General features: G+C 70.4%; 21 protein-coding genes. 14 read left to right on the top strand and 7 right to left on the bottom strand.

From position 1 onward, the window contains the following. Positions 1-38: 38 nt before the first annotated feature. The 3 genes from tssG to QPK32_RS21305 all read right to left on the bottom strand — a co-directional run bounded on the left by tssG (position 39) and on the right by QPK32_RS21305 (position 3877). A complete protein-coding gene (tssG, locus tag QPK32_RS21295; protein ID WP_290414806.1) occupies positions 39-1097 on the bottom strand; it encodes a type VI secretion system baseplate subunit TssG in 1059 nt (352 codons plus the stop codon). Continuing rightward, on the bottom strand, positions 1088-3022 hold the full coding sequence (gene tssF / locus QPK32_RS21300; protein ID WP_290414807.1) for a type VI secretion system baseplate subunit TssF: 1935 nt from the start codon (positions 3020-3022) through the stop codon (positions 1088-1090). The genes tssG and tssF overlap by 10 nt, the downstream gene beginning before the upstream one ends. 126 nt (positions 3023-3148) lie before the next feature. Continuing rightward, on the bottom strand, positions 3149-3877 hold the full coding sequence (locus QPK32_RS21305) for an SDR family oxidoreductase (RefSeq protein ID WP_290414808.1): 729 nt from the start codon (positions 3875-3877) through the stop codon (positions 3149-3151). Between the two features lie 193 nt (positions 3878-4070). On the opposite strand from QPK32_RS21305, the gene QPK32_RS21310 reads away from it, so the two are divergent. From QPK32_RS21310 to QPK32_RS21345, 8 genes are all read left to right on the top strand, one after another. Continuing rightward, on the top strand, positions 4071-6824 hold the full coding sequence (locus tag QPK32_RS21310) for an EAL domain-containing protein (protein ID WP_290414809.1): 2754 nt from the start codon (positions 4071-4073) through the stop codon (positions 6822-6824). Between the two features lie 103 nt (positions 6825-6927). Further along, positions 6928-8382, top strand: coding sequence for a sensor histidine kinase (locus QPK32_RS21315; protein ID WP_290414810.1), 1455 nt, complete (start codon positions 6928-6930; stop codon positions 8380-8382). Continuing rightward, complete coding sequence (locus QPK32_RS21320) at positions 8372-9004, top strand: response regulator transcription factor (protein ID WP_290414811.1); 633 nt, start codon at positions 8372-8374, stop codon at positions 9002-9004. Before QPK32_RS21315 ends, QPK32_RS21320 begins: the two co-directional genes overlap by 11 nt. 98 nt (positions 9005-9102) lie before the next feature. Next, complete coding sequence (locus tag QPK32_RS21325) at positions 9103-9483, top strand: response regulator (RefSeq protein WP_290414812.1); 381 nt, start codon at positions 9103-9105, stop codon at positions 9481-9483. 140 nt (positions 9484-9623) lie between these two features. Next, the gene (locus QPK32_RS21330; RefSeq protein ID WP_290414813.1) at positions 9624-10376 is read left to right on the top strand and encodes an SDR family oxidoreductase; all 753 of its coding nucleotides are present in this window, start codon (positions 9624-9626) and stop codon (positions 10374-10376) included. Between the two features lie 27 nt (positions 10377-10403). Next, positions 10404-11288, top strand: a complete 885-nt coding sequence (locus tag QPK32_RS21335; RefSeq protein ID WP_290414850.1) for a LysR family transcriptional regulator — start codon at positions 10404-10406, stop codon at positions 11286-11288. Positions 11289-11452: 164 nt separating this feature from the next. Then, a complete protein-coding gene (locus QPK32_RS21340) occupies positions 11453-13345 on the top strand; it encodes a bifunctional diguanylate cyclase/phosphodiesterase (RefSeq protein WP_290414814.1) in 1893 nt (630 codons plus the stop codon). A 302-nt stretch (positions 13346-13647) separates the two neighbouring features. Further along, on the top strand, positions 13648-14208 hold the full coding sequence (locus QPK32_RS21345; RefSeq protein ID WP_290414815.1) for a TetR/AcrR family transcriptional regulator: 561 nt from the start codon (positions 13648-13650) through the stop codon (positions 14206-14208). On the opposite strand, the gene QPK32_RS21350 is transcribed toward QPK32_RS21345, so the two are convergent. Continuing rightward, positions 14209-15630 (bottom strand): efflux transporter outer membrane subunit, encoded by a 1422-nt coding sequence (locus tag QPK32_RS21350; protein WP_290414816.1) that lies wholly within the window; start codon positions 15628-15630, stop codon positions 14209-14211. Positions 15631-15736: 106 nt separating this feature from the next. On the opposite strand from QPK32_RS21350, the gene QPK32_RS21355 reads away from it, so the two are divergent. From QPK32_RS21355 to QPK32_RS21365, 3 genes are all read left to right on the top strand, one after another. Next, the gene (locus QPK32_RS21355; protein WP_290414817.1) at positions 15737-16828 is read left to right on the top strand and encodes an HlyD family secretion protein; all 1092 of its coding nucleotides are present in this window, start codon (positions 15737-15739) and stop codon (positions 16826-16828) included. 106 nt (positions 16829-16934) lie between these two features. Beyond that, positions 16935-18506: a DHA2 family efflux MFS transporter permease subunit gene (locus QPK32_RS21360; protein ID WP_290414818.1), complete on the top strand. Its 1572-nt coding sequence runs from the start codon at positions 16935-16937 to the stop codon at positions 18504-18506. Between the two features lie 17 nt (positions 18507-18523). Further along, entirely contained in the window at positions 18524-19036 is a 513-nt protein-coding gene (locus tag QPK32_RS21365) for a helix-turn-helix domain-containing protein (RefSeq protein ID WP_290414819.1), read from the top strand. An 86-nt stretch (positions 19037-19122) separates the two neighbouring features. On the opposite strand, the gene QPK32_RS21370 is transcribed toward QPK32_RS21365, so the two are convergent. Beyond that, positions 19123-20184: an aldo/keto reductase gene (locus QPK32_RS21370; RefSeq protein ID WP_290414820.1), complete on the bottom strand. Its 1062-nt coding sequence runs from the start codon at positions 20182-20184 to the stop codon at positions 19123-19125. Positions 20185-20323: 139 nt separating this feature from the next. Between QPK32_RS21370 and QPK32_RS21375 the strand changes: the two genes are divergently transcribed. Then, positions 20324-21220: an AraC family transcriptional regulator gene (locus QPK32_RS21375; protein WP_290414821.1), complete on the top strand. Its 897-nt coding sequence runs from the start codon at positions 20324-20326 to the stop codon at positions 21218-21220. A gap of 15 nt (positions 21221-21235) precedes the next feature. Here QPK32_RS21375 and QPK32_RS21380 read toward each other — a convergent pair whose 3' ends face one another. Next, entirely contained in the window at positions 21236-21661 is a 426-nt protein-coding gene (locus tag QPK32_RS21380; protein WP_290414822.1) for a DUF3592 domain-containing protein, read from the bottom strand. Between the two features lie 164 nt (positions 21662-21825). Between QPK32_RS21380 and QPK32_RS21385 the strand changes: the two genes are divergently transcribed. Beyond that, complete coding sequence (locus QPK32_RS21385) at positions 21826-22350, top strand: hypothetical protein (protein WP_290414823.1); 525 nt, start codon at positions 21826-21828, stop codon at positions 22348-22350. Between the two features lie 52 nt (positions 22351-22402). After that, a complete protein-coding gene (locus QPK32_RS21390; protein WP_290414824.1) occupies positions 22403-23257 on the top strand; it encodes a YdcF family protein in 855 nt (284 codons plus the stop codon). On the opposite strand, the gene QPK32_RS21395 is transcribed toward QPK32_RS21390, so the two are convergent. After that, positions 23208-23657 carry a carboxymuconolactone decarboxylase family protein gene (locus QPK32_RS21395; protein ID WP_290414825.1) on the bottom strand — a complete coding sequence of 150 codons (450 nt, stop codon included), beginning with the start codon at positions 23655-23657 and terminating at the stop codon, positions 23208-23210. The genes QPK32_RS21390 and QPK32_RS21395 overlap by 50 nt on opposite strands. Between the last annotated feature and the right edge of the window lie 27 nt (positions 23658-23684).

Below are 23684 nucleotides of genomic sequence, written 5' to 3' on the forward strand. Positions count from 1 at the left end.
GATTCCCTGACAGGATATTCCTTCCCACGGTGGGAAGGTCAAGGGCTTTCAGCGCGGCCGCGGCGGTCACCGGCCGGTAACGGCGGCAGCGGCCCCAGCGGCCGCAGTTCGTAGCGCAGGTCGGCGCGGTCCGTCGTCGCCGGCCCGCCCAGCAGCCAGCCGTCCACGCCCAGCCTCGGACCGTCCTGTGCCAGCCGCGGCGGCGGGACATCGGCGCGGCGCAGCACGAGCTCGACCTCGTAGGCCAGCGCGGGCGCGGCGAACAGGCCCAGCAGCGTGCGCAGCCTGAGCGCCCGCGCGCCGTGCGGCAGGAAACGCGCGAAGCCCTCGCGGTCCAGGGGACCGATGCGCACCCGCACGCGCAGGTCCGGACGCCAGCAGCGCTCCCCCAGCAGCGCGGCCCGGCCCAGCGCGGCCGGAGGCCGGCCGCCGCCGCCGCCCAGCGCGCTGCGCTCGGCCGGCAGCAGGCGGTCCCAGTGGCCGACGCCCTCGACGACGCGGACCGGCACCGAGAAGTGGCCGCACAGGATCCGGCCCAGCACGGCCGCCGACACGGGACGGCGGCCCAGCAGGCCCGCGTAGGGCGCCAGCGCCTTCCCGTCGATGCCCGTTAGGGCGCCCGGCGGGAGCCCGGCCAGCGCCAGCAGCAGCGGCAGGAAGGCGTCGTCCGGCCCGCCCGCCGTCAGCTCGACGCGGTATTTTTTCCAGGCGCCGTAGAACAGCGCGAGCATGCGCGTGGAGAACATGTCGAGGAAGGCGCGCGGGGCGGCGGCCAGTTCCGGATCGGGTTCCCCGCCCTGCCAGGCCAGGATGCGCTCCGTGACGTCGCGCGGCAGCGCGCCGTGGGCGCCGAGCAGGCCCATGAAACCGGGCGTCAGCACGAAGCGCGGCAATCCGCCCGGCATGCGCTCCACGGCCAGGCGTTCGATCTCGCTGGCCGGGAACGCCAGCGACAGGCTGTTGGGAAAACGCAGGTGGCCGTCGAGCGCCTGGCGCGGCGCGACGCCGTGCTCGCCCAGCCACAGCTGCAGCAGGCGCACCGCCTGGAAGAATTCGAAGCGCTGGGGGTCGGCCAGCAGGCGCGCGATCACTTCCATCCCGCGCCGCCCGGCGCCGCGTCGATGCCGCCCGCGCTCATGCGGGGTGCGCAGGCGGCGATCTCCTGGCCGGTCTGGCGCGACACGACCTGCAGCCGTGTGAAGCAGTTCAGTTGCCCGTTCAGCGCGAAGTAGCGGTCCAGCACCTGCACGAACGGGTACAGGCCGCTGCCGGCGAACGCTTCCTCGTCGACGGTGAGGCGGATGCCGATGCCCGGCATCAGTGTGGCGACGGGCGCCGTGGCGACCCAGGCGCGTACGGCGCCGTGCTCCAGGCCGAGGATGCCGGCGATCTGGCGCTGCGCCACCGGCGAGCGCGCCAGGTCGTACAGCGCCAGCATCTTCCGGAAGTCGGCCAGGCCCGCCATCGTCAGGCCCGCATGGTTCAGGGCCAGGTGCGAGATCAGGCGCCAGTGGGCGCCGCGCACGCCCTCGAAGCGGCGCGACGGCGTCGGCTTGCGCAGCAGGCGCACGGGCGCCAGCCCCGCCACATCGCCGCTCTGCAGGTCGCCCTGCGCCTGGCCCCAGGGCAGCCGCGCCGGCAGGTCGCGGTTGCTGCAGGTGAGGTCGGCCGACAGCGTGGCGCCGCCGGCCTCGGTGGTGCGGAAATCCCCGTCGATCAGCGCGATGCGCAGCTCGTGGCCCGGGCTGACGGCGGCGGTGGCATGGTCGCGCCGCACGATCCAGTAATGCGCGCCGGTGGGCGCGGCGTCGTCCGCGCACCCGTCGTCCGCGCAATACAAAGGCGCGAAATGCGTCACGGCCGGGCGCGCACCGTCGCGCACGAGGCGCACGGCGTCGACGCTGTGGATCTCGTAGTCGGCCGCATGGGCGCCGTCGGCCAGCAGCGGATAGTCGGCGCTCGTGTGGGCCAGTTGCAGCGGCGCGGCCGCCTTGGAGAACAGGTTGATCACCGGCGTGCAGCCCGGCAGCAGGTTGCGCGCGTCCAGCCCCTGCAGCAGGCGCGCCTCCCCGCCGTCGGGGCGGATGCCGGACAAGCCCAGGTGCAGGGTAAAGCGGCGCCAGCGCGGCGGCAGCAGCGCGCCCACTTCGGCCAGGTCGACGTCGACGAAATTGAATTTTTCCGGATAGGCGAAGTATTCGCTGAGCAGGCGCAGCGCCGGATGGGAGCGCGCCGGATACGGGATCATGGCGTCGGCCTCGTCCAGCCCGGCAAGGCTCAGCGGCACCGTGGCCAACGGCAGCCTGCGGCCGTCGCCGTCCACCTCGAGCCAGGCGCAGGCGGTACGCAGGAACAGCGCGTCGACCAGCGCCGCGCGCACCGAGGCTTCGCCGTCGGCGAACAGGCGCAGGCGGGCGGGCAGCGCCGCCGCGGCGCCAGGGCCAGAGCCAGGGCCGGCGCCGCCATGGGCCAGCGCGATCTCGAGCGCGATGCTGCTGCCGACCGCGCGCGGCGCATGCGCGGCGCGCGGCGCCACCAGCAGCGGATCGAAGCGCAGGCGCGCCACGCGCAGCGGCGCCAGCAGGACGTCGTAGACGGTACGGAAGCGCACCACCTGCCCGTGGGCGGCGCTGCTGCGCAACATGCTGCCGCGCGCCAGCACCGAGACGTTGTCCGGGATCTCGCCATCGCCGCGCCAGCCGACCTGGGCGATCGAATACGCCGGCAGCGGGCGCAGGTAGTGCGGGTACAGGCTGTCCAGCAGCGCTTCGGTGAATGTCGGGTAGTCGTCGTCGAGGCGCTTCTGGATGCGCGCGCCGAGCAGGGCCACCGACTGGATCAGGCGCGCCACGCTCGGGTCTTCCCAGGTTTCGCCGGCCACGTGCAGCTCGCTGGCCGGCTTCGGGTAGCGGGCGCGGAACTCGCGCGCGAATTGCCCGAACAGTCCCAGCTCTTCCTCGTAATAGCGCAGCAGCTCGTCCATCGCTCCCCCGATGTGCAATTGCTTGAGACCAAGATGCATCGTCCCATCGCCGCTGCGGCATTACCTTGACGCCAGTCAACACCTCTCAGCCGCAGGGGCATCCGTGCATGATGGGCACGCGGTGCCTACGCCGGCCGCGCCCACCCTGCGTCGATGGGCTACGGGTCACGACAGCGTCCGCAAGTCCGCAATCACCTCGGCCCCGAACCCGCTGCCCAGCATGTAGTCGACCAGCTGCTCCGCGCACCGTTCAGGATCGACCAGCGTGCCCGTCTCCTTCAGGTCGACGAAGCGCTGGCGCTGCGGGAAGCGCTCCTCGGGCGTGTCGCGGATCTCGGCCTGCATGCCCGTGTCGATGACGCCAGGCGCCAGGCTGCAGATGCGCACCCCGCGCTCGCCGTCGAGGGCCACGGCGCGCGCATGCTGGTCGAGCGCGGCCTTGGTGGCGCAGTACACGCTCCAGCCCGGATAGGCGTTGCGCGCCGCGCCGCTGGAGATGTGCAGGATGCGCCGCTGCGCGGCGCTGCTGGCGCGCACGACCGCCGCCGACAGCGCCATCGGCGCCGCCACGTTCAACGCCACCGAGCGCAATACGGCCTGCGGGTCCTGGACGTCGAGCGGGCCGACGGGGCCGACCACGCCGGCGTTATTCAGCAGCAGGACGGCGCCGGTGCCGTCCAGGTAGCGTTCCAGCGCGCCCCCTTCGAGCCAGGCCGCCAGCGCGGCGCCGTCGGCCAGGTCCAGCTCGACTTCCTCGAACAGGTCCGGATAGGCTTCGCGCAGCGCGGGTGCGCCCGTGCGCGCCAGGCCGAGCAGCGGCACGCCGCGCGCCAGCAGGTTGGCCGCGAGGGCGGCGCCGAGGCCCTTGGTGTGGCCGGTCAGGATCGCTTTCATGGTGTTCTCCGAGTATCCGCCGCTGGGCGCAGCCACACGGATGGTAAACCATGAAGCGCCCACGGGCCAATCGTGCGCGTTGCGGGCCTCCGCCGGCGCCTCCCTATACACCCGTATGAGCGGCCATACCGAGGTCTGATGGCGCCGGCGGCACGGGCCGCTTACGATCGCAGCCATGAACAGGGAGACCATCATGCCACTGCACCTTCTGCTCCGCCTGACCGCACCGCGGCGCCGCCTCACGGAATGGCTGCTGCTCGCCGCCGGCCTGCTGTCGACCGGCCTGCTGCTGGCCGGCACGGCCTGGAACGAACGCCGCACGGCGCTGGAAGCGGATGCAGAACGCATGCGCGAGCAGGTCCAGGTGATCGACCAGGCGCTGCACCGCCAGTTGGAGGCGGTGCGCTGGTCGCTGGAAGGCTCACGCGAGGCGCTGCGCGCGGACGCCGCCTGCGGCCCGGCCTGCCGCCGCACGCTGCTGCAATCGCTCAAGCGCGCGATGCCCGGTGTGCGGGCGCTGATGGCGCTGGGCCCGGACGGGCGCATCCTGCTGTCCGACGACGACCTGGGCGCGCGCCGCCTGGACGACCGCCGCTTCCTGGCGCGCGTCGCGCACATGTGCAGCGGCGACACGCTGTACCTGTCCGACCCGTTCGAGGCGCAGCCGGACCGTTTCGACCTCAAGGTCGCCATGTCGCTGTCGCCGCTGGACGGCTGCGGGCGCGGCGCCGTGGTGGCGATCCTGAACCCCGAATACTTCGACGCCGTGATGCGCTCGGCGCTGTATGCCAGCGACATGACGATCTCGATCTCCGATCCGAGCGGACGGCGCCTGCTGTACGTGCCGCCGGATCCGGCCGAGATGCGCGCCGTGCCGGCCCATGCCGATCCGCTGCTGGCCGCGCACCGCGCCGGCGGCCGCCTGGTCACCGTGCAGCGCGCCCGCGATGCGTCCGGCACCGAGCGGCTGCTGGTCCAGCGCAGCATGCGCCTGGCGGACCTGGGCCTGGAACGCACGCTCGTCATCGGCCTGTCGCGCAACGCCGACCTGATCGGCATGGGCTGGCGCCGCGTGGCGCTGGCCAGCCTGGCCGGCTGGGCCCTGTTCTGGCTGGCCTGCGCCACCGCCCTGCTGCTGGCCCAGCGCCGCCGCGGCGCGCTGGAGCTGCTGGCGCGCAGCGCCGAGGCCGAGCGCATGGAGGCGGCCGAACGGGTCGACCTCGCGCTGGCCGGCGCCAGCATCGGCCTGTGGGACTGGCACATCGCCTCCGGCCGCCGCAGCGTCGATGCGCGCGCCTGCGCCATCCTCGGCTACACTTCGGGCGAGCAGGAAACCATGGACCCCGAGGGCATGGGCCCCGTGCATCCGGAAGACCGCGACGCGCTGCACGTGATCCTTGAACGCCACCTGCACGGCGCCACGCCGGACTTCGAGGCCGAGTTCCGCATGCGCCACCGCAACGGCCATTGGGTCTGGGTGCAGTCGCGCGGCAAGGTGGTCGAGCGCGGCGCAAACGGCCAGCCGGTGCGCATGGTCGGCACCCGCAGCGACATCAGCGCCCGCAAGCAGGCCGAGGCGGACATCGCCCACCTGGCGTTCTACGACGGCCTGACCAACCTGCCGAACCGGCGCCTGCTGATGGACCGCCTGGGCCATGCGCTGACCAAGTGCGAGCGCAACGGCGGCTACGGCGCCGTGCTGTTCATCGACCTGGACGACTTCAAGCTGCTCAACGACACGCGCGGCCACGACACCGGCGACCGCCTCTTGGAAATGGTCGCGTTCCGCCTGCAGCAGGTCACGCGCGACATCGACACGGTGGCGCGCCTGGGCGGCGACGAATTCGTGCTGCTGCTGGAAGACCTGGGCACGACCGCGCCGGACGCCGGCGCCCACGCCGAGCTGGTGGCGCGCAAGATCCTCAACGCGCTCTCGCTCGCCTACACGCTGGACGGCCACGAGCTGCGCAGCACGCCCAGCATCGGGGCGGCGCTGTTCGGCAACGGCCACGTGGTGGCGCACGACCTGCTGCGCCAGGCCGACATGGCCATGTACGAGGCCAAGTCGGCCGGCGGCGGCGCCTACCGCTTCTTCGACCCTGGCATGCAAGCCGCGGTGGACGCCACGACGAGCCTGGAGACCGACCTGCGCTTCGCGCTGGCGCGGCGCGAGTTCGAGCTGTGGTACCAGCCCGTGGTCAACCAGATGGGCCTGATGATCGGGGCCGAGGCGCTGATCCGCTGGCGCCATCCGCGCGACGGCCTGACGGGGCCCGGCGCCTTCATCGCTCAGGCCGAGAAATCGGGCCTGATCGTCGGCATCGGCGAATGGGTGCTGCAGGAAGCCTGCCGCCAGCTGGTGGCCTGGAGCGGCGATCCGGCCACGGCGAACCTGACGCTGGCCGTCAACGTCAGCGCGCGCCAGTTCCGCCAGGACGACTTCGTGGCGCGCCTGCTGGAGATCATCGCGACGAGCGGCGCCGACCCGCGCCGGCTCAAGCTGGAACTGACGGAATCGATGCTGCTGACAGACATCGAGGACACCATCGCGCGCATGCAGTCGCTCAAGCTGTACGGCATCGGCTTCTCGCTGGACGACTTCGGCACCGGCTACTCGTCGCTGAGCTACCTGCAGCGGCTGCCGCTGGACCAGCTCAAGATCGACCAGTCCTTCGTGCGCGACATGCTGCGCACGCCGCACGCCGCCAGCATCGTGCAGGCGATCGTCCACCTGTCCGCCAGCTTGGGACTGAACGTGGTGGCCGAAGGTGTCGAATGCGAGGACCAGTGGGAGCGCCTGCGCGAGATCGGCTGCCTGTCGTTCCAGGGCTACCTGTTCGCGCGGCCGATGCCGGCGCGCGATTTGGCCGCGCTGCACGAGCACGGCGCCGCGCGCGAGATTGGCAAAGTGCGCGAGGCAGGCGAAGCGCGCGCGATAGCAGCTTGATCCCTCCATTTCGGCCACTATGCCCGCCGAATACCCGTCTTTTTACTAGTTGGCCTCACCTTCGGACAGGTGTAAGCTCCAGCAAATTCCGGAGCTTGTAAACATGCCACGACGCCAAGGCCATCCCGCACAATCCGCCGCCCTGATCCTGCTGACCTGCGCGATTTTCGCGGTGGACGCCTTCACCCGCCTCGACACCGCCATCGCCGTGATGTACATCGTCGTGCTGATGCTGGCCGCCTCGGCCTGGCCGCGCAGGGCCGCGCTCGCGCTGAGCGTGGCCTGCGTGCTGCTGACCATGGGCGCCTACCTGATCGCGCACGGCTTCACGCTGCACCCCTCGCCGGCCGGCCGCGCGCTGGTCAGCATCGCCGCCATCGGGATCGCCACCTGGCTCGCCGTCAAGTGCCAGGACACGCTGGACCGGCTGCGCCAGCGCCAGGACGCCCTGCGCCGCAGCGAAGCCTTCCTGGCCGGCGCCCAGCGCCTGACGCGCACCGGCAGCTTCGGCATCAAGGTGCCGGACGCGTCGATGGTGTGGTCGGAGGAAGCGGCGCGTATCTTCGGCTACAGCGGCGACGCCGCGCCGAGCATGGAGCGCGTCCTGGAGCGCACGCTGCCGGAAGACCGCGCCGCCGTGCGCGAGGCCTTCGGGCGCGCGCTGGCCTGCGAGGGGCAGATCGACTTCGCCCACCGCCTGCTGCTGCCGGACGGCCAGCTGCGCCACGTGCACGTGCTGGCCGAGGTGTCGCGCGACGAATACGGCGACTGCGAGTACCTGGGCGCGATCACGGACATCACGGAGCGGGTCGAGGCCGAACAGCAACTGCACGCCTCCCAGATCCAGCTGGCGCACGCGGCGCGCGTGAGCATGCTGGGCGAACTGGCGGCCTCGGTCGCGCACGAGGTCAACCAGCCGCTGACGGCGATCCTCGCCAACGCCAAGGCGGCACGCCGCTGGCTCGGGCGGCCGGAGCCGGATTTGCCCGAGACCATGGCGGCGCTGGACGGCATCGTGCAGGCCAGCGAACGCGCGGGCCAGGTGATCCGCCGCATCCGCGCGCTGGCCCGCCGCGCCGATCCCGAACACCGCCAGCTCGACCTGAACGCACTGGTCACGGAGACCATCGAGCTGCTGCAGCGCGAACTCGAACGCGCCCCGCTCGCGCTGCGCCTGGACCTGGAACCCGGCCTGCCCGCGGTGGTCGGCGACCGCGTCGAGCTGCAGCAGGTGCTGATCAACCTGATCATGAACGCGCTGCAGGCGATGGCCGCGCCCCGTACCCCGGCGCGGCTGGAAGTGCGCACGTACCGGGACGGCGAGACCGTCGGCCTGTCGGTGCGCGACAGCGGTCCGGGCATTGCCGACGCCGACAGCGCGCGCCTGTTCGAGCCGTTCTTCTCGACCAAGTCGGACGGCATGGGCCTGGGCCTGTCGATCTGCCGTTCCATCATCACCAAGCACGGCGGCCAGATCGGCGCGCGCAGCACGCCGCCGGGCAGCACCTTCCACGTCGAACTACCCGTCCCCCAGGAGGCCCACGCGCATGAGCAGTGACACCACGATCCCGGAACTCGTCCATGTCGTCGACGACGACGCCGAAGTGCGCGACAGCCTGTCGCGCCTCCTGCGTTCGGTCGGGATGCAGGTGGCCTGCTACCCGAGCGTGGCCGAATTCATGCGCGCGCCGCGCCCCGAGGTGTGCAGCTGCCTGCTGCTGGACGTGCGCCTGCAGGGCGCCAGCGGCCTGGACCTGCAGGACCAGCTCAACCAGGAAGGCGTCGCCCTGCCCGTGATCTTCATGACCGGTTTCGGCGACATCCCGATGACGGTGCGCGCCATGAAGGGCGGCGCCGTCGACTTCCTCAGCAAGCCGTTCCGCGAGCAGGACCTGCTCGACGCCATCCAGCAGGCGCTGGCGCGCGACCGCGTGCGGCGCGAACGGGGGCGCTCCCACGCCGAACTGGAAGCGCGCTACCGCACGCTGAGCCCGCGCGAACGCCAGGTGATGGGCCTGGCCGTGCGCGGCCTGATGAACAAGCAGATCGCCGGCGAAGTGGGCACCAGCGAGATCACCGTCAAGATCCACCGCGGCAATGCGATGCGCAAGATGGAAGCGAAGACCTTCGCCGACCTCGTGCGCATGGCAGAGGCACTGGCGCCGGAGCGGCAAGCCTGAGGCGTCGTTACGCCGCATTGCAACGATTCCCGCCTCGCAGGCCCGGTCATACCAATGTATGACTTTCCGTGCCTGCGGACGCATTGTATGCTGGGGTCATGGATACCTCCAGCCGTTCTTCCCCCCACGTCGCCGTTGTCGACGACGATGCCGACGTCCGCGTCGCCATGCATGCCCTGTTACGTTCCTACGGATGGCGCGTCACGCTGTACGAGGGCGCCCAGCACCTGCTGTCGGCCGGCCTCGCCGGCATCGACTGCGTACTCAGCGATGTCCAGATGCCCGTCATGGGCGGCCTGGAACTGCTGGGCCGCCTGCGCGCCGAACCCGGCGGCCCGCCCTGCATCCTGATGACCGCCTTCCCCGACGAGCAAGTACGCAGGCGCGCGCTCGCCGGCGGCGCGACTTGCTTCCTCAGCAAGCCCGTCGACGACGAGATCCTGGCCGAATGCGTCAGTTCGGCCGTCGGCGGCGGTTGACACAGCCCGTATGTTGCTCCCGCGTCGGTTCGCCTGGATTGTTAAAGCAGGCGGAATACTGAAGCTATCGATACCCTGATTATCTTTTTCGAGATATCAATCATCATGGCTTCACCGTCAACCGAACCAAGGAGTGCAGCATGAACGCCCAAGCAACCCCGAACACCGGCCGCGTCGCCCTCGTCACCGGCGCCTCGCGCGGCATCGGCGCCGCCATCGCCCGGCGCCTCGCCGAGGACGGCTTTGCCGTCGCCGTCAACTTCGCCAGCAAGCAGGCCGAGGCGGATGCCGTCGTGGCCGCGATCGAAGCCGCCGGCGGCCGCGCCTTCGCCGTGCAGGCGGACGTGGCGGACAGCGCCGCCGTCAAGCGCATGTTCGACGCCGTCGAAGGCCGCTTCGGCCGCGTCGACGTCCTCGTCAACAACGCCGGCGTGCTGCCCTACGTGACCATCGCCGAGACCAGCGACGAGACCTTCGAACGCACCTTCGCCATCAACGTGCAGGGCACCTTCAACACGATGCGCGAAGCGGCCGCGCGCGTCAACGACGGCGGACGCATCGTCAACTTCTCCACCACCGTGCTGCACCTGGCGCCGCCCACCTATGGCGTCTACGTCGGCACCAAGGCCGCGGTGGAAGCGATGACGCGCGTGTTCTCGAAGGAGCTGCGCGGCCGCCGCATCACCTGCAACGCCGTCGCTCCGGGCCCCGTCGCCACCGAGCTGTTCTTCACCGGGAAGAGCGACGAGCAGGTGCAGCAGCTGGCCAAGGCCGCGCCGCTGGAGCGCCTGGGCGAGCCGGAGGACATCGCGCGCGTCGTGTCCTTCCTGGCCGGCCCGGACGGCGCCTGGGTCAACGGCCAGGTGCTGCGCGCCAACGGCGGCCTGGCCTGAGGAAAGCGGCACATGGCCAGCGCGCAGATGGACCGGTTCCAGGAGATGCAGGTATTCGTGCGCATCGTCGAGCGGCGCAGCTTCACGCTGGCCGCCCAGGACCTCCTGATCCCGCGCGCCACGGCCACCAATGCCATCAAGCGCCTTGAACAGCGTCTCGGCGTGCGCCTGCTGGAACGCACCACGCGCGCCGTGGCGCCGACCCAGGACGGCGAAGCCTACTACCAGCGCTGCGTGCGCCTGCTGGCCGACCTGGACGAAGCGGAAGGCGCCTTCCGCGCCACCGAACCGGCGGGCCTGCTGCGCGTGAACCTGCAACCCACGCTGGCCCGCATGTTCGTGTTCCCGGCGCTGCCCGCCTTCCTGGCGCGCTACCCGCGCATCCAGCTGCACGTGGGCGAAGGCGACCGCCTGGTCGACCTGGTGCGCGAGGGCGTCGACTGCGTGCTGCGCGCGGGACCGCTGCTCGACTCCTCGATGGTGGCGCGGCGCGCGGCCGACCTGCCCCAGGCCACCGTCGCCAGCCCCGCCTACCTGGAACGCTTCGGCACGCCGCGGTCGCTGGCGGACCTGGACCGGCACCAGGCCGTGCACTACGTGTCCACCGCCACCGGCCGCCCCTACCCGCTGGAATTCGTCACGCCCGACGGCCTGCGCCTGGCCAACCCGCCGGCCGTCGTCTCCGTCACCGGCGCGGATGCCTACACGGCCGCCGCGCTGGCCGGCCTGGGGCTGGTGCAGGTGCCGCGCTACCGCATCGCCCAGGACCTGGCCGCCGGCCTGCTGCGCGAAGTGCTGCCGGACCTGCCGCCGCCGACCTTTCCCGTGTCCGTGCTGTACCCGCGCCAGCGCCAGCTGTCGCCCCGCGTGCGCGTGTTCGCCGACTGGCTGGTCGCCTGCCTGCGCACCTGAGCAAACGCAAACCGGGGTCAGAGCCGGGGTCGGAGCCCGGTTTTTGGAAATGGTCGCGCAGCAACAACGACAGCGCGGCGCCTGCAGGCAAACTCGTGCACCGTGCGCCGTACGGCATGCCGTGGCAGAATAGGCGCAGTCCGACAGCTCCCCGAACACAGAGCATGCAGATCCCATCCCTCCCCCTCGACGAAGCCCGGCGCCTGACCGCGCTGCATGCGACCCGCCTGCTGCACAGCCAGCCCGACGACGCCTTCGACCGCATCACCCGCATGGCGTCGCGCCTGCTCAAGATGCCGATGGCGACCGTGTCCCTGGTGGACAAGGACATCCAGTGGTTCAAATCGCGCTGCGGCATCGACGTCGACCGGACCGGGCGCGACGTCTCCTTCTGCGCCCACGCGATCCTCGACCACGAGCCCCTCGTCGTGCCCGATGCCGCGCTCGACGCGCGCTTCGCCGACAACCCGCTCGTGACGGGGCCGCCGCACGTGCGCTTCTATGCCGGCGTGCAGCTGTATTCGATCGACCGCATGCCGCTGGGCACCCTGTGCGTGCTGGATCGCGTCCCGCGCCACCTGTCCGAGGACGAGCTCGATATCCTGCGCGACCTGGCGCGCATGGCCGAGCAGCTGATCCACCACCGCCAGCTGGCCAGCGCGGCCCAGTCCCTCCATTCCCACGTGTACGTCGAGCCGGGCGCGAGCGGCGAGCTGTCGGCGGCGGCGGGCCAGGTCGAGTTCCTGCTCAACCACGACGCGCTGACGGGCCTGGCCAACCGCCAGTCCCTCGTGCGCACCATCGAGCAGAACCTGGGCAACTGGGGCAAGGCGAGCATCCAGACCCTCGTGGCGACGATCAACATCGACAAGTTCAAGCGCCTGAACGAGCTGCTCGGCCACCACGCGGGCGACAAGGCCCTGGTCGCCGTCACCTGGAGCCTGCAGAGCCTCCTGCGCCCCGGCGACACGCTGGCGCGCGCCGGCAACGACGAGTTCGTGCTGCTGCTGCCCGGCCTGGGCGACGACGCCGTCGCGCGCGACCGCCTGCGCCAGCTGATGCAGGCCGTGAACCGCGAGTTCAAGTCCGGCGGCGGCACGGTGCCCCTCACCTGCAGCATCGGCTACGCGATCTTCCCGCAGGATGGCGGCAACGGCGACGTGCTGCTGAACCACGCGACGATGGCCACGCGCCGCGCCAAGGAACTGGGCGGCGGCCAGATCCAGCGCTTTTCCGACGAACTGCACCGCGCCGTGCAGCGCAAGCTGACGCTGGAAACCCAGCTGCGCCAGGCCATCGTCAACGACCAGCTGTACCTGGTCTACCAGCCCAAGATCGGCCTGCGCGACGGCGCCGTCGCCGGGCTGGAGGTGCTGCTGCGCTGGCAGCACCCCGAGCACGGCACCATCTCGCCCGTCGAATTCATCCCCATCGCCGAGGACTCGGGACTCATCGTCGAGATCGGCGAATGGGTGCTGCGCGGCGCCGTCGCCCAGGCCGGCGCGTGGCGGGCCGCCGGCGTGCCCCCGGTGCCGGTGGCGGTGAACCTGTCGGCGCGCCAGTTCCTGCGCACCGACATCGTCGCCACCGTGGCCGGCGTGGTGCGCGACGCCGCCCTGCCGCCCGGCGCGCTGGAACTGGAACTCACCGAAAGCATGTCGATCGACGACCCGCAGCGCAGCAGCGCGCTGATGCACCAGCTGCGCGAACTCGGCATCGCGCTGAGCATCGACGATTTCGGCACCGGCTATTCGAGCCTGAGCTACCTGAAGCGCCTACCCGTCGACAAGCTCAAGATCGACCGCTCCTTCGTGCTGGACGTGCACCAGAGCGCGGAGTCGCTGGCGATGGTGCAGGCCATCATCGCGATGGCCCACAGCCTGCATCTGGAGGTGATCGCCGAGGGCGTCGACAAGGCCGAACAGTACCAGGCGCTGCGCGCCGCGGGCTGCGACCAGATCCAGGGCTTTTATTTCAGCCCTCCGCTGGAGGCGCAGGCGTGCGCGGAGTATTTACGGCTGCACGGCACCCAGGCAGACGGGCTCTCCGCCTCCTGACGGACGGCCTGCCGGGCCGCTCCGCAAGCCGGCTCTTTAGCACTTCAACAACACTTGGCTTCCCACCCGCACGCCCGTGCGGTACAGTCGCTCATCTGCCGCATTTCATCCGGTTTTGTTCCGGATTCGATCCGTTACATGGGGTCGACAATTCGCCGCTGATCTATTTGTACAATTGTGGCTTACCCATTACAATTGATTACAATCGTGACACGGCGCGTTGCCAAATTCAAGGCCGCGCGCTGACCGTCCCCGGAGCCCCAACAGCCCGGCCATTACAACCTCAGCAGAAGTGCAACAACATGCGTTACTCGAGTAACCATAAGGCAGAAACCCGAAAGCGCATCATCGGCGAAGCGTCGCGCCGCTTCCGCAAGGACGGCGTCGAAGGCACCGGCCTGGTCCCCCTGATGAAGGCGCTGGGTCTGACCCATGGCGGCTTCTATGCCCATTTCGCATCGAAGGATGCATTGGTGGAGGCGTCGCTCGCATCGGCCGCCGAACAGGCCTTCGAGCGCTGGCCCGAGCCGCGCGATTCGGACGAACTGCTGGCCTTCGTGGCCAGCTACCTGTCGCCCGAGCACCGCGACAACCCCGACGAAGGCTGTCCCCTCCCCAGCCTGTGCGCCGAACTCGGCCTGCGCGGCAGCCCCAGCGACACGAGCGACATCGTGGTCCAGCGCATGACGCAGCGCCTCGAAGGCGCGGAACTGCGCAGCGCGCCGCCGGAACGCAGCCTCGTGGCGCTGGCCGCGATGGTCGGTGCGATCACGCTGGCGCGCGCCGTCAAGGATCCGGCCGCATCGGACCAGATCCTCGCCGCCGTGCGGTCGGCGATCCGGGCGCCGTCGCAGGAAACCTGATCACCAGCCGCCGCCGAGCGCTCGGAAAGTCGCGACAAGCGCGCGGCCGGCTTCCGTCTCGGATTGCGCGAGGCGGTCCTGCGCATCGAGCTGGTCGCGCTCCAGCTCCAGTTCGTCCATGAGGCTCGCGGCGCCGCCGACGTAAGCTTCATGGGCCTGGTCGCGTGCCCGGCCCGCGGCTTCCGCCTGGCGCGCCAGCGCCGCCTGTTCCGCGCGCAGCCAGCTGGAGGCCAGCAGGCCGTTCTCGACGTCCTCGGTCGCACGCAGCATCGCCTGGCGATAGGCCAGCAAGGCTTCGCGCCGTGCGGCCGTGGCGCGCGCGACCTCCATGTCGATCGCGCCGAAGTCGAACAGCCGCCAACGCAGGCCCAGCAGTGCAGCCGGCTGGAAGTTCGCGCCGCTCGGCACGCCTGTCCGCAAGCTCTCCATGCCCAGCAAGACACTCAGCGACGCCTTCGGGTAATACTCCGCGCGCGCCACCTGCACACCCGCCCCGGCTGCCGCCAGGCGCCGTTCGGCCGCGACGACGTCCGGCCGGCGCCTCAGCAGCTCGGCCGGGGACAGCCTGCCGGCCAGCGCAGGCGTGCGCAGCGGCGCCGTCGACGTCGCGATCCGCCCCGCCGTGCTGCCCGGCGTCACGCCCAGCAGCACGTCGATGCGGTTCAGCTGGGTCTCTATCTGCGCCTGCAGCGCAGGCATGCCCGCCTCCACCTGCGCCACGCGCGCCTCCGCCTGCGCCTGTTCGCCCAGCGTCGCCAGGCCGTCCTCGCGCCGCGCCAGTACCAGGCGCAGCAATTCGCGGTCGTCGCGCAGTCGCCGCTCCGCCAGCGCCAAGCGCAACCGCGCGCCCCGTACCCGGAAATAACTGTCTGCCACTTCCGCCACCAGCGAAACCCGCACGCCCAGTTGCTGCGCCTGGGCCACCTCGGCTTCGGCCCGGCGCTGGTCGCGGGCACTTCGCAAGCCGCCGCCGATGTCCAGCTCCCAGCTCGCCGCCAGCGCTTCGCTGCGCAGCACGGGGCTGCGGTCGTAGCCGGGGAAGCGGCTGCCGATGCGTCCCAGCGGACTTTCCAGCGACTGCTGCTCAGCCCTGAACGACGCCTGCGCGTCCAGGCGCGGCAGCAGCGCCGCACCGGCGATGCCAGCCGCCGCGCGCGCCTGCTCGACGCGCGCCACCGCCGCTTGCAGGTCCAGGTTCTGGGCCAGCGCCAGTTCGATCAGCCGCGTCAGGTCCGGATCCTCGAACTGCAGCCACCAGCGGTCCAGGGCCGGCGCCGGGACGGTAGCCGCCCCGCCGTCCGGCGCGTGCCGGAAAGCCGCCGCCGTCTCGATCTGCGGCGCCGTGTCGGGGCGCTGGGCCGCGCAGGCCGAGAGCAGTGCCGCCGCGATCGCCGCGATCGCCGACCGCGCGGCAGGTTTCATTCCCATTCGTGCTGCATCCATCTGGTCCTCGCCTAGTTACTTGCATGATGAAAGTCGCAAGTGTATAGTGACTTGCATTTTGAAAGCAACAAGAGGATAGATTGTCATGACGACTGCCGCTCCCCAGGATATCGCCGTCGGCGCCGCCCCGCGCAAGCCAACGCGCAAGCACATCAAGGCCGCCGCCGGCGGCGCCATCGCCGCCGTGGCGCTCGCCGCATACGGCGTGCACTGGTGGACCGAAGGCCGCTTCATCGAGAAGACGGACGATGCCTATGTTGGCGCCGACACCGTGGTGCTGCGCCCGAAGGTCCCCGGCTACATCGCCGAGGAGCACGTAGCCGACAACCAGGCAGTCAAAAAGGGCGAGCTGTTGTACCGCATCGACGACCGCGACTACCGTGCCGCGGTGGCGAAAGCCGAAGCCGCAGTGGCGGCGCAGCAAGCGCTGCTGGACAACCTGGCGGCGACGCGCCGCCAGCAGCGGGCGGTCGTGCAGCAGACCGAGGCCGGGGTCGCGGCCAGCGCCGCCGAACTGGCGCGGGCGCGCGACGACGACGCGCGCTACCGCAGCCTGGCGGGCAAGGCCGCCGTCTCGCTGCAGAGCGCCCAGCGCGCGGAGGCGGCGTGGAAGGAAGCGCAGGCGAACGGCGCGAAGGCGCGCGCGACGCAGCTGGCAGCCGAACGCGAGCTCGACGTAATCGCCTCGCGCGCCGCGCAGGCCACGGCCGCGCTGGACCAGGCCCGCGCCGAACTGGAGCTGGCGCGCCTGAACCTGGCCTATACCGAGGTACGCGCCCCGGCCGACGGCGTGGTCGGCAACCGCCGTGCGCGCGCCGGCGCCTATGCCCAGGCCGGCGAGCATCTCGTGTCCCTGATCCCGGCGCGCGGCCTGTGGATCGACGCCAACTTCAAGGAAGACCAGCTCGCACGGCTGCATCCTGGCCAGCGCGCCGAGATCGAGGCGGATGCGCTGCCGGGCAAGGTCTTCCACGGACGCGTGCAGAGTCTTGCCCCGGCCACCGGTGCCCAGTTCAGCGTCCTGCCGCCGGAAAACGCCACCGGCAACTTCACCAAGATCGTCCAGCGCGTGCCGGTGCGCATCGTGCTCGACGAGGCCGACGGCGCACTCGGGCGGCTGCGTCCCGGCTTGTCCGTCACGGCCACGGTCGACTCGCGCGACGGCCGCCAGCCATGAGCGGACTGCNGCGCATCGTGCTCGACGAGGCCGACGGCGCACTCGGGCGGCTGCGTCCCGGCTTGTCCGTCACGGCCACGGTCGACTCGCGCGACGGCCGCCAGCCATGAGCGGACTGCTCGATCCTGCCCGCATGACGACCGGGCAGAAGGTATTCGCCTTCGCCTCCATGTGCGTCGGCATGTTCATCGCCCTGCTCGACATCCAGATCGTCTCGGCCTCGCTGCGCGAGATCGGCGGCGGCCTGTCCGCCGGCGCCGACGAGACGGTGTGGGTGCAGACCAGCTACCTGATCGCCGAGATCATCGTGATCCCGCTGTCCGGCTGGCTGTCGCGCGTCATGTCGACGCGCTGGCTGTTCTGCGCTTCCGCCGTCGGCTTCACGGGCGCGAGCCTGCTGTGCGGCCTGGCCTGGAACATACAGAGCATGATCCTGTTCCGCGCCCTGCAGGGCTTCCTGGGCGGTTCGATGATCCCCATGGTGTTCACGACCGCCTTCGTGTTCTTCCAGGGACCTCAGCGCGTGATCGCCGCCGCGACCATCGGCGCGATCGCCTCGCTGGCCCCCACGCTGGGCCCCACCATCGGCGGCTGGATCACCGACCACTTTGCCTGGCAATGGCTGTTCTTTATCAACCTCGTGCCGGGCATCTTCGTCAGCGTGGCCGTGCCGCTACTGGTGCGCATCGACCGGCCCGACCCGTCGCTGCTGCGCAGCGCCGACGTGATCGGCATCGTGCTGATGTCGCTGTTCCTCGGCTGCCTCGAATACACGCTGGAAGAAGGCCCGCGCTGGGACTGGTTCGACGACCGCACGATCCTGGCGACCGCCTGGATCGCCGCAATCAGTGCCGTCCTGTTCGTCTGGCGCAGCCTGACGCATGCGCATCCGATCGTGGACCTGCGCGCACTGAGGGACCGCAACTTCGCGTTGGGCTGCTTCTTTTCCTTCATGACAGGCGTCGGCATCTTCGCCACGATCTACCTGACGCCCGTGTTCCTGGGCCGCGTACGCGGTTTTTCCGCGCTGCAGATCGGCCTTGCCGTCTTGTCGACGGGCGTGTTCCAGCTGGCCTCGATTCCCCTGTATTCCTACCTCGCGAACCGCGTCGACTTGCGCTGGCTCATGATGGTCGGACTGGCCTGCTTCGCGCTGTCGATGTGGCAATTCGCACCAATTACGCACGACTGGGGCTGGAAGGAACTGTTGCTGCCGCAGGCGCTGCGCGGCATCGGCCAGCAGTTCGCGGTGCCGCCCACGGTGACGCTCACGCTGGGCGGCCTGGCGCCGGCGCGGCTGCGCCTGGCCTCCGGCCTGTTCAACCTGATGCGCAACCTGGGCGGCGCCATCGGCATCGCGGTCTGCGCCACTATCCTCGACAGTCGCACCAACTTGCACTTCTACCGATTGGCCGAACGCCTGACGCCGGCCAACGACGCCGCCATGGACATGCTGGGCAGCGTGGCCGCGCGCCTGGCCGGTCCCGGGCTGGACGCCGCTTCGGGCGCCACGGCCGCGCTGCGCCAGTTGTGGCAGCTGACCTACCGCGAGGCGCTGACGATGACGTTCTCCGACATCTACCTCGTCATCATGGTATGTTTCACCTTGACGACCATCAGCGTGCCGCTGATGCGCAAGGTCGCGCCGCCGAAGGCGCCGTCCGCCGACGCGCACTGACATGCACGAGACACGACATGCAACGTACCAGTTTCGAAAACATGAATTGCCCCATCGCCCGTAGCCTCGATCGCGTGGGCGAATGGTGGAGCATCCTGATCCTGCGCGACGCCTTCTACGGCCTCACCCGCTTCGACGAGTTCCAGAAAAGCCTGAACATCGCGCCCAACATGTTGTCGCGGCGCCTGGCTGGCCTGGTCGAGGAAGGCTTGCTGGAAAAGCGCCCCTATCAGGACAAGCCGCTGCGCCACGAGTATTTTCTTACGGAGCGCGGACGCGACTTCCGTCCCGTGATGCTGGCCCTGCTGGCCTGGGGCAACCGCCACTTCGCACCGGAAGGCGAAGCCGTCATCGTGACCGAGCGCGCCACCGGCGAGCGGGTGGAACCGGTGCTCGTCGACCGGGCCAGCGGGCGCCCCGTCACGGACGAAGCATTGTTCGAGACGGCGCCAGGGCCGGCGGCGGATGAGACCACACGGGCACGGTTCACACGCAGGGATGCGAAGCGCGAGACGCTTTCCACGTCCTGACACGTCGCCCCGTCTAGGCAGGGCTCCGATTTTCGGCAGCCGTAACGCGAACGGACTTGGGTCCCCGCCTTCGCGCAGACGACGGCTCACAGGCGCTGTGCCACTGCTGCCCCGCCAAAGATCAGCTGCTGCACCATCGGCTGCCCGACGAAGCGTTGCGGGAAGATCGGCGCGGGCCGGCTCACCGCGTCCAGCCGCGCGATGTGCTCCGGCGCCAGCCGCACGTCCAGCGCACCCATGTTCGCCACGGCCTGGTCCAGCGTGCGCGCGCCGATCACGGGCGCGGCCACGGCAGGGTTCAGCAGCGTCCATGCCAGCGCCACCTGGGACGGCGTGGCCCCCACGTCGCGCGCCACGGCCGTCACTTCGTCGGCGATGCGCAGCGACGTCTCGTTCAGCAGGCCCGACGAGGCGATGACGCCCTTGCGGGTGGCCGACACTTCTCGCTCGCCCTGGGCGTCCAGATCCGCTGCCGTGTACTTGCCGCTCAGGATGCCGCCGCCCAGCGGCGACCACGGCATCACGCCCAGGCCGAGCGTACGCGCCATCGGCATCAGCTCGTGCTCGACGCTGCGCTCGACGAGGCTGTACTCGATCTGCAGGGCGGCCAGCGGCGTCCAGCCGCGCAGGTCGGCCATCGTCTGCAGCTGCGCCACGCGCCAGGCCGGCGTATTGCAGATGCCGACGTACAGCACCTTGCCGGCGCGGACCAGGTCGTCGACGGCGCGCAGCACCTCTTCCGGCCGCGTGGTGTCGTCCCAGGCATGCAGGTGCAGCAGCTCGATGCGGTCGGTGCCCAGCTGGCGCAGGCTCTGCTCGACGGAGCGCACCATGTTCATGCGGTGGTTGCCGCCCGCGTTGGGGTCGCCGGGAACGCGCGTCATGGTGAACTTGGTCGACAGGACGATGCGGTCGCGCCGCCCGTCCATCAGCTTGCCGACGATGCGTTCCGACGCGCCGTTGGTGTAGTTGACGGACGTGTCGACGAAATTGCCGCCGCGCTCGAGGTAGGCGTCGAAGATGCGCCCGGCCTCGGCTTCGTCGGCGCCCCAGCCCCAATCCTGGCCGAAGGTCATCGTGCCCAAGGCCAGCGGCGAAACGCGCAGGCCCGAGCGGCCCAGCAGTCGGTAGTCGTTCAATGCGGTCATGGTCTTGCTCCTCTGGTGTGGTGAATGACGCACAGTGTGCAGCGCGAACCGCATCCGCCGGTAGCGGGAACGTCCCGGATGCTTGCACGATCGTCCGGACGGTAGCGTGCGACAGTCCGATCCTGCTATCCTGGCAACCATGGAAACGCTTGCACGACTCGCCGACATCCTCGCTCGCCATACCCCCGGCGATGGCGCCTTCGACACGCCCCTGGCGGGCGTGAGCCTGCTGCGCACGTCCTCGCCGACGATGCCCATGCCCGTCGTCTACGAACCGACGCTGTGCCTCGTCGCCCAGGGCCGCAAGCAGGCCGTGCTGGGCACCGAGACCTACGTCTACGATGCCGCCAACTACCTGGTCGCCTCGGTCGACCTGCCCGTGATGGGATCGGTGATCGAGGCCAGCGAGGACAAGCCCTATCTGTGCCTGCGCCTGAACCTGGACATGACGGCCCTGTCCGACCTGGCCCTGCGCCATCCGTCGGACGAAAAACTGCCCGAGGACAGTCCCGGCCTGAGCCTGAACCGCACGACGCCGGAACTGCTGGACGCCGCGCTGCGCCTGGCCGCCCTGCTCGACACCCCGTCCGACATCGATGCGCTGGCCCCGCTCGTCACCCGTGAGATCCTGTACCGCCTGCTGACCGGTCCGGGCAACGGCGTCGTGCGCCAGATGGCGCGGGCCAACAGCCGCCTGAACGCGATCGCCCGCGCCATCGTCTGGCTGCGCGCCCACTATGCTCAGGAATGCCGCATCGACGACATGGCCGACGTGGCGGGCATGAGCCGCTCCACCTTCCACGCCCACTTCAAGGCGGTGACGTCGATGAGCCCGCTGGAATTCCGCACCCAGCTGCGCATGCAGGAAGCGCGCCGGCTGATGGTGGCCGAAGGGCTGGACGCCGCGAGCGCGGGCTACCGCGTGGGCTACGAGAGCCCGTCGCAGTTCAGCCGCGACTACGCCAGGCTGTTCGGCGCGCCGCCGGCGCGCGACGCGAACCGCCTGCGCAGCGAGGCGCCGGCGGCGGCGCACTGAAGGCGCATCGAGGGATCATTGCCTCGGGCGTCCGGCGCGCTGGGCGCGCAGCACCACGAGGCCGACCGCGCCCGCGCAGGCGCCCAGCACCGCGAACAGGCCCGTGGTGCCCCACAGCGGCAGGAAGTCGTCGACCACGGCCGTGGCGGCCGGCCGCTCCGGCAGGTAACGCACTTGCACGGCCTGGCCCGGCGCGTAGCCGAGCGCCAGGCCGCCCTGCAGGTAGTTGATGCGCATGTCGCCCGCATGGAACAGGACCTGCGGCTGCGTGCCGGCCGCCTTGACGCCGACGACCTGGCCGGCCGCCGTCTCGGCGGCGCGCAGGAATTCCATCCGCTGGAAGCCTTGCCAGGCCGCGACGGCGAACATGAAGGCGCCGATCAGGCAGGCCAGCTTGGCAGGGAAAGGACGCGGGGACGTCGTTACGGAAATCAAACCCATGGTGTGAATCGTTTTTGCGAAGAAGCGCGAAACATAGCATGCGACGGGAGGATCGACCAAGTCCGCCCGACGAGCGCAAGCAGCGCCACCGCAGTGGCATGTCATGAACGCACGCCGATGCGCACCCGTTATACTCGCGCCATCCCATTTTTTTCGTCCGCCTCATGAAGATCGCCGCCCAGCTCCTGCTCCCCTCGCTTGCTTTCCTGGCCTGCGTGGCACCCAGCGCGGCCAACGCCTGCGCGATCGTGCCGAAGGAGCAGATGGCCGAACGCTACCGGCAGAGCGTGGAAAAGTTCAAGGCCGCGACGATCGCCCTCGAAGAAAAATCCGACCTGATCTTCGTCGGGCGCCTGGCGCGCCTGAGGACGGAGGACGACACGGTCGAACTGCCGTCCGGGCAACGCCAGGTCGTGCAGCGGCACGAGGCGACGTTCGACGTGGACGATACCATCAAGGGGCAGTATCCGAACGGAGGAACGCTGGCATTCACCGGCTACAAGGACCGGGTAGTGGTCACGGTCGGCTGCGGTCCCCAGTTCTGGCGCCTGCCGGACGCGAACGGCGTCCACGAGACCTACCTGGTATATGCGCAGGACGGCAAGATCCTGAGGACGAACCGCATTCCCAAGGATGCCCAGGTGCTGGGCGGCCAGGAAGAAGCGGCGTTCGTTCGCGCCCGCCGATGACGGTCGCCGCGGCTGACCGAACGACCTCCCACCCACTCTCTCTGGTTCTACAGTGCTCGACCTCATCAACGCCATCCCGCGCGACCTCATCCTGCCCCCTGCCAACCTGTTCCTGCTGATCGCCGTCGGCCTGCTGCTGTGGCGCCGCTGGCCCCGCGCCGGCCGCATCGTCGCCGGCACCGCCTTGGCCGCGCTGGCCTTCCTGTCGACGCCTGCCGGCGCCGGCCTCTTCGTCGCGCCGCTGGAACGGATGACCGCGCCGCTGCGCGCGCCGCAACGCGCCGGCGCCCAGGCCATCGTCGTCCTGGCGGCGGGACGGCTGCGCCGGGCGCCCGAATACGGCGGCCGCGACATCCCCGACTATACGGCCCTCGCGCGCCTGCGCTACGCAGCGCACCTGCAGCGGCTGACCGGGCTGCCGGTGCTGGTCAGCGGCGGCAACGGCAGCAGCGGCGTCGACCCGGACGTGCGCGACCGCGCGTGGACGAAGGCCGATGCGATGGCAGCCGCCCTGCGCGAGGACTTCGGCGTGCCGGTCAGGTGGATCGAGCCGCGCTCGCGCGACACCGGCGAGAACGCCTCGTACAGCGCCGCGCTGCTGCGCGCGGACGGCGTGCAGCGCATCCTGCTGGTGACGGATGCGATGCACATGCCGCGCGCCCACGCCGCCTTCGCGCGCGCCGGCCTCGCGGTCGTCGACGCGCCGACGATGTTCTTCGGCAGCCGGGACGCCTTCCTGCAAGGCTGGGTACCCAGCGCCGAAGGCATGCGCCAGTCCTGGTACGCCATCTACGAGCTGCTCGGCATTGCCTGGTACCGGCTGCGCGACGCGGGCAAGGCGAACAGCCCAAGTCCCCTCACGCCTTCGCCGCCGGCTTCAGCCGGAAACCGATCCCCATCCGGTTGAAGGCATTCATGGCCGCGATGGTGATCGTCAGGTCGACCAGGTCCTTCTCGCCAAACGCCGCCGCTGCCGCCGCGTAGGCCTCGTCGGACGCATGCGTCTCGCCGACGCGGGTCACCTCTTCGGCCCACGCCAGCGCCGCGCGCTCCTGGTCGGAAAACAGGTAGGCCGCCTCGTGCCACACGGGCACCAGCAGCAGCTTGTCGACCGACATGCCGCCTTTTTGCAAGTCCCGTGCATGCAGGTCGATGCAATGGGCGCAGCCGTTGATCTGCGAGACGCGCAGGAACACGAGGTGGACGAGCTGGGCCGGCAGGTTCGTGCCGTGCATGATGTAGTGGTGGACGGCGCCGAGCGCCTTGGCGCCCTCGGGCGCGACTTGGAACCAGTTTGCGCGTTGCATTGCGTGGATTTCCTTTGGCTGATGGTG

The organism is Massilia sp. YIM B02763 (assembly GCF_030412015.1).
Taxonomy (GTDB): domain Bacteria; phylum Pseudomonadota; class Gammaproteobacteria; order Burkholderiales; family Burkholderiaceae_D; genus Telluria.

Excerpts from the sequence above, each read along its gene's own strand:
- QPK32_RS21305 (WP_290414808.1), bottom strand. The coding sequence starts at position 3,877 with ATGAAAGCGATCCTGACCGGCCACACCAAGGGCCTCGGCGCCGCCCTC.
- QPK32_RS21395 (WP_290414825.1), bottom strand. The coding sequence starts at position 23,657 with ATGCAACGCGCAAACTGGTTCCAAGTCGCGCCCGAGGGCGCCAAGGCG.
- QPK32_RS21325 (WP_290414812.1), top strand. The coding sequence starts at position 9,103 with ATGGATACCTCCAGCCGTTCTTCCCCCCACGTCGCCGTTGTCGACGAC.
- QPK32_RS21340 (WP_290414814.1), top strand. The coding sequence starts at position 11,453 with ATGCAGATCCCATCCCTCCCCCTCGACGAAGCCCGGCGCCTGACCGCG.
- QPK32_RS21350 (WP_290414816.1), bottom strand. The coding sequence starts at position 15,630 with ATGAAACCTGCCGCGCGGTCGGCGATCGCGGCGATCGCGGCGGCACTG.
- QPK32_RS21310 (WP_290414809.1), top strand. The coding sequence starts at position 4,071 with ATGCCACTGCACCTTCTGCTCCGCCTGACCGCACCGCGGCGCCGCCTC.
- QPK32_RS21320 (WP_290414811.1), top strand. The coding sequence starts at position 8,372 with ATGAGCAGTGACACCACGATCCCGGAACTCGTCCATGTCGTCGACGAC.
- QPK32_RS21345 (WP_290414815.1), top strand. The coding sequence starts at position 13,648 with ATGCGTTACTCGAGTAACCATAAGGCAGAAACCCGAAAGCGCATCATC.
- QPK32_RS21370 (WP_290414820.1), bottom strand. The coding sequence starts at position 20,184 with ATGACCGCATTGAACGACTACCGACTGCTGGGCCGCTCGGGCCTGCGC.
- tssF (WP_290414807.1), bottom strand. The coding sequence starts at position 3,022 with ATGCATCTTGGTCTCAAGCAATTGCACATCGGGGGAGCGATGGACGAG.
- QPK32_RS21330 (WP_290414813.1), top strand. The coding sequence starts at position 9,624 with ATGAACGCCCAAGCAACCCCGAACACCGGCCGCGTCGCCCTCGTCACC.
- QPK32_RS21385 (WP_290414823.1), top strand. The coding sequence starts at position 21,826 with ATGAAGATCGCCGCCCAGCTCCTGCTCCCCTCGCTTGCTTTCCTGGCC.
- QPK32_RS21365 (WP_290414819.1), top strand. The coding sequence starts at position 18,524 with ATGCAACGTACCAGTTTCGAAAACATGAATTGCCCCATCGCCCGTAGC.
- QPK32_RS21315 (WP_290414810.1), top strand. The coding sequence starts at position 6,928 with ATGCCACGACGCCAAGGCCATCCCGCACAATCCGCCGCCCTGATCCTG.
- QPK32_RS21375 (WP_290414821.1), top strand. The coding sequence starts at position 20,324 with ATGGAAACGCTTGCACGACTCGCCGACATCCTCGCTCGCCATACCCCC.
- tssG (WP_290414806.1), bottom strand. The coding sequence starts at position 1,097 with ATGGAAGTGATCGCGCGCCTGCTGGCCGACCCCCAGCGCTTCGAATTC.
- QPK32_RS21355 (WP_290414817.1), top strand. The coding sequence starts at position 15,737 with ATGACGACTGCCGCTCCCCAGGATATCGCCGTCGGCGCCGCCCCGCGC.
- QPK32_RS21360 (WP_290414818.1), top strand. The coding sequence starts at position 16,935 with ATGAGCGGACTGCTCGATCCTGCCCGCATGACGACCGGGCAGAAGGTA.
- QPK32_RS21380 (WP_290414822.1), bottom strand. The coding sequence starts at position 21,661 with ATGGGTTTGATTTCCGTAACGACGTCCCCGCGTCCTTTCCCTGCCAAG.
- QPK32_RS21335 (WP_290414850.1), top strand. The coding sequence starts at position 10,404 with ATGGACCGGTTCCAGGAGATGCAGGTATTCGTGCGCATCGTCGAGCGG.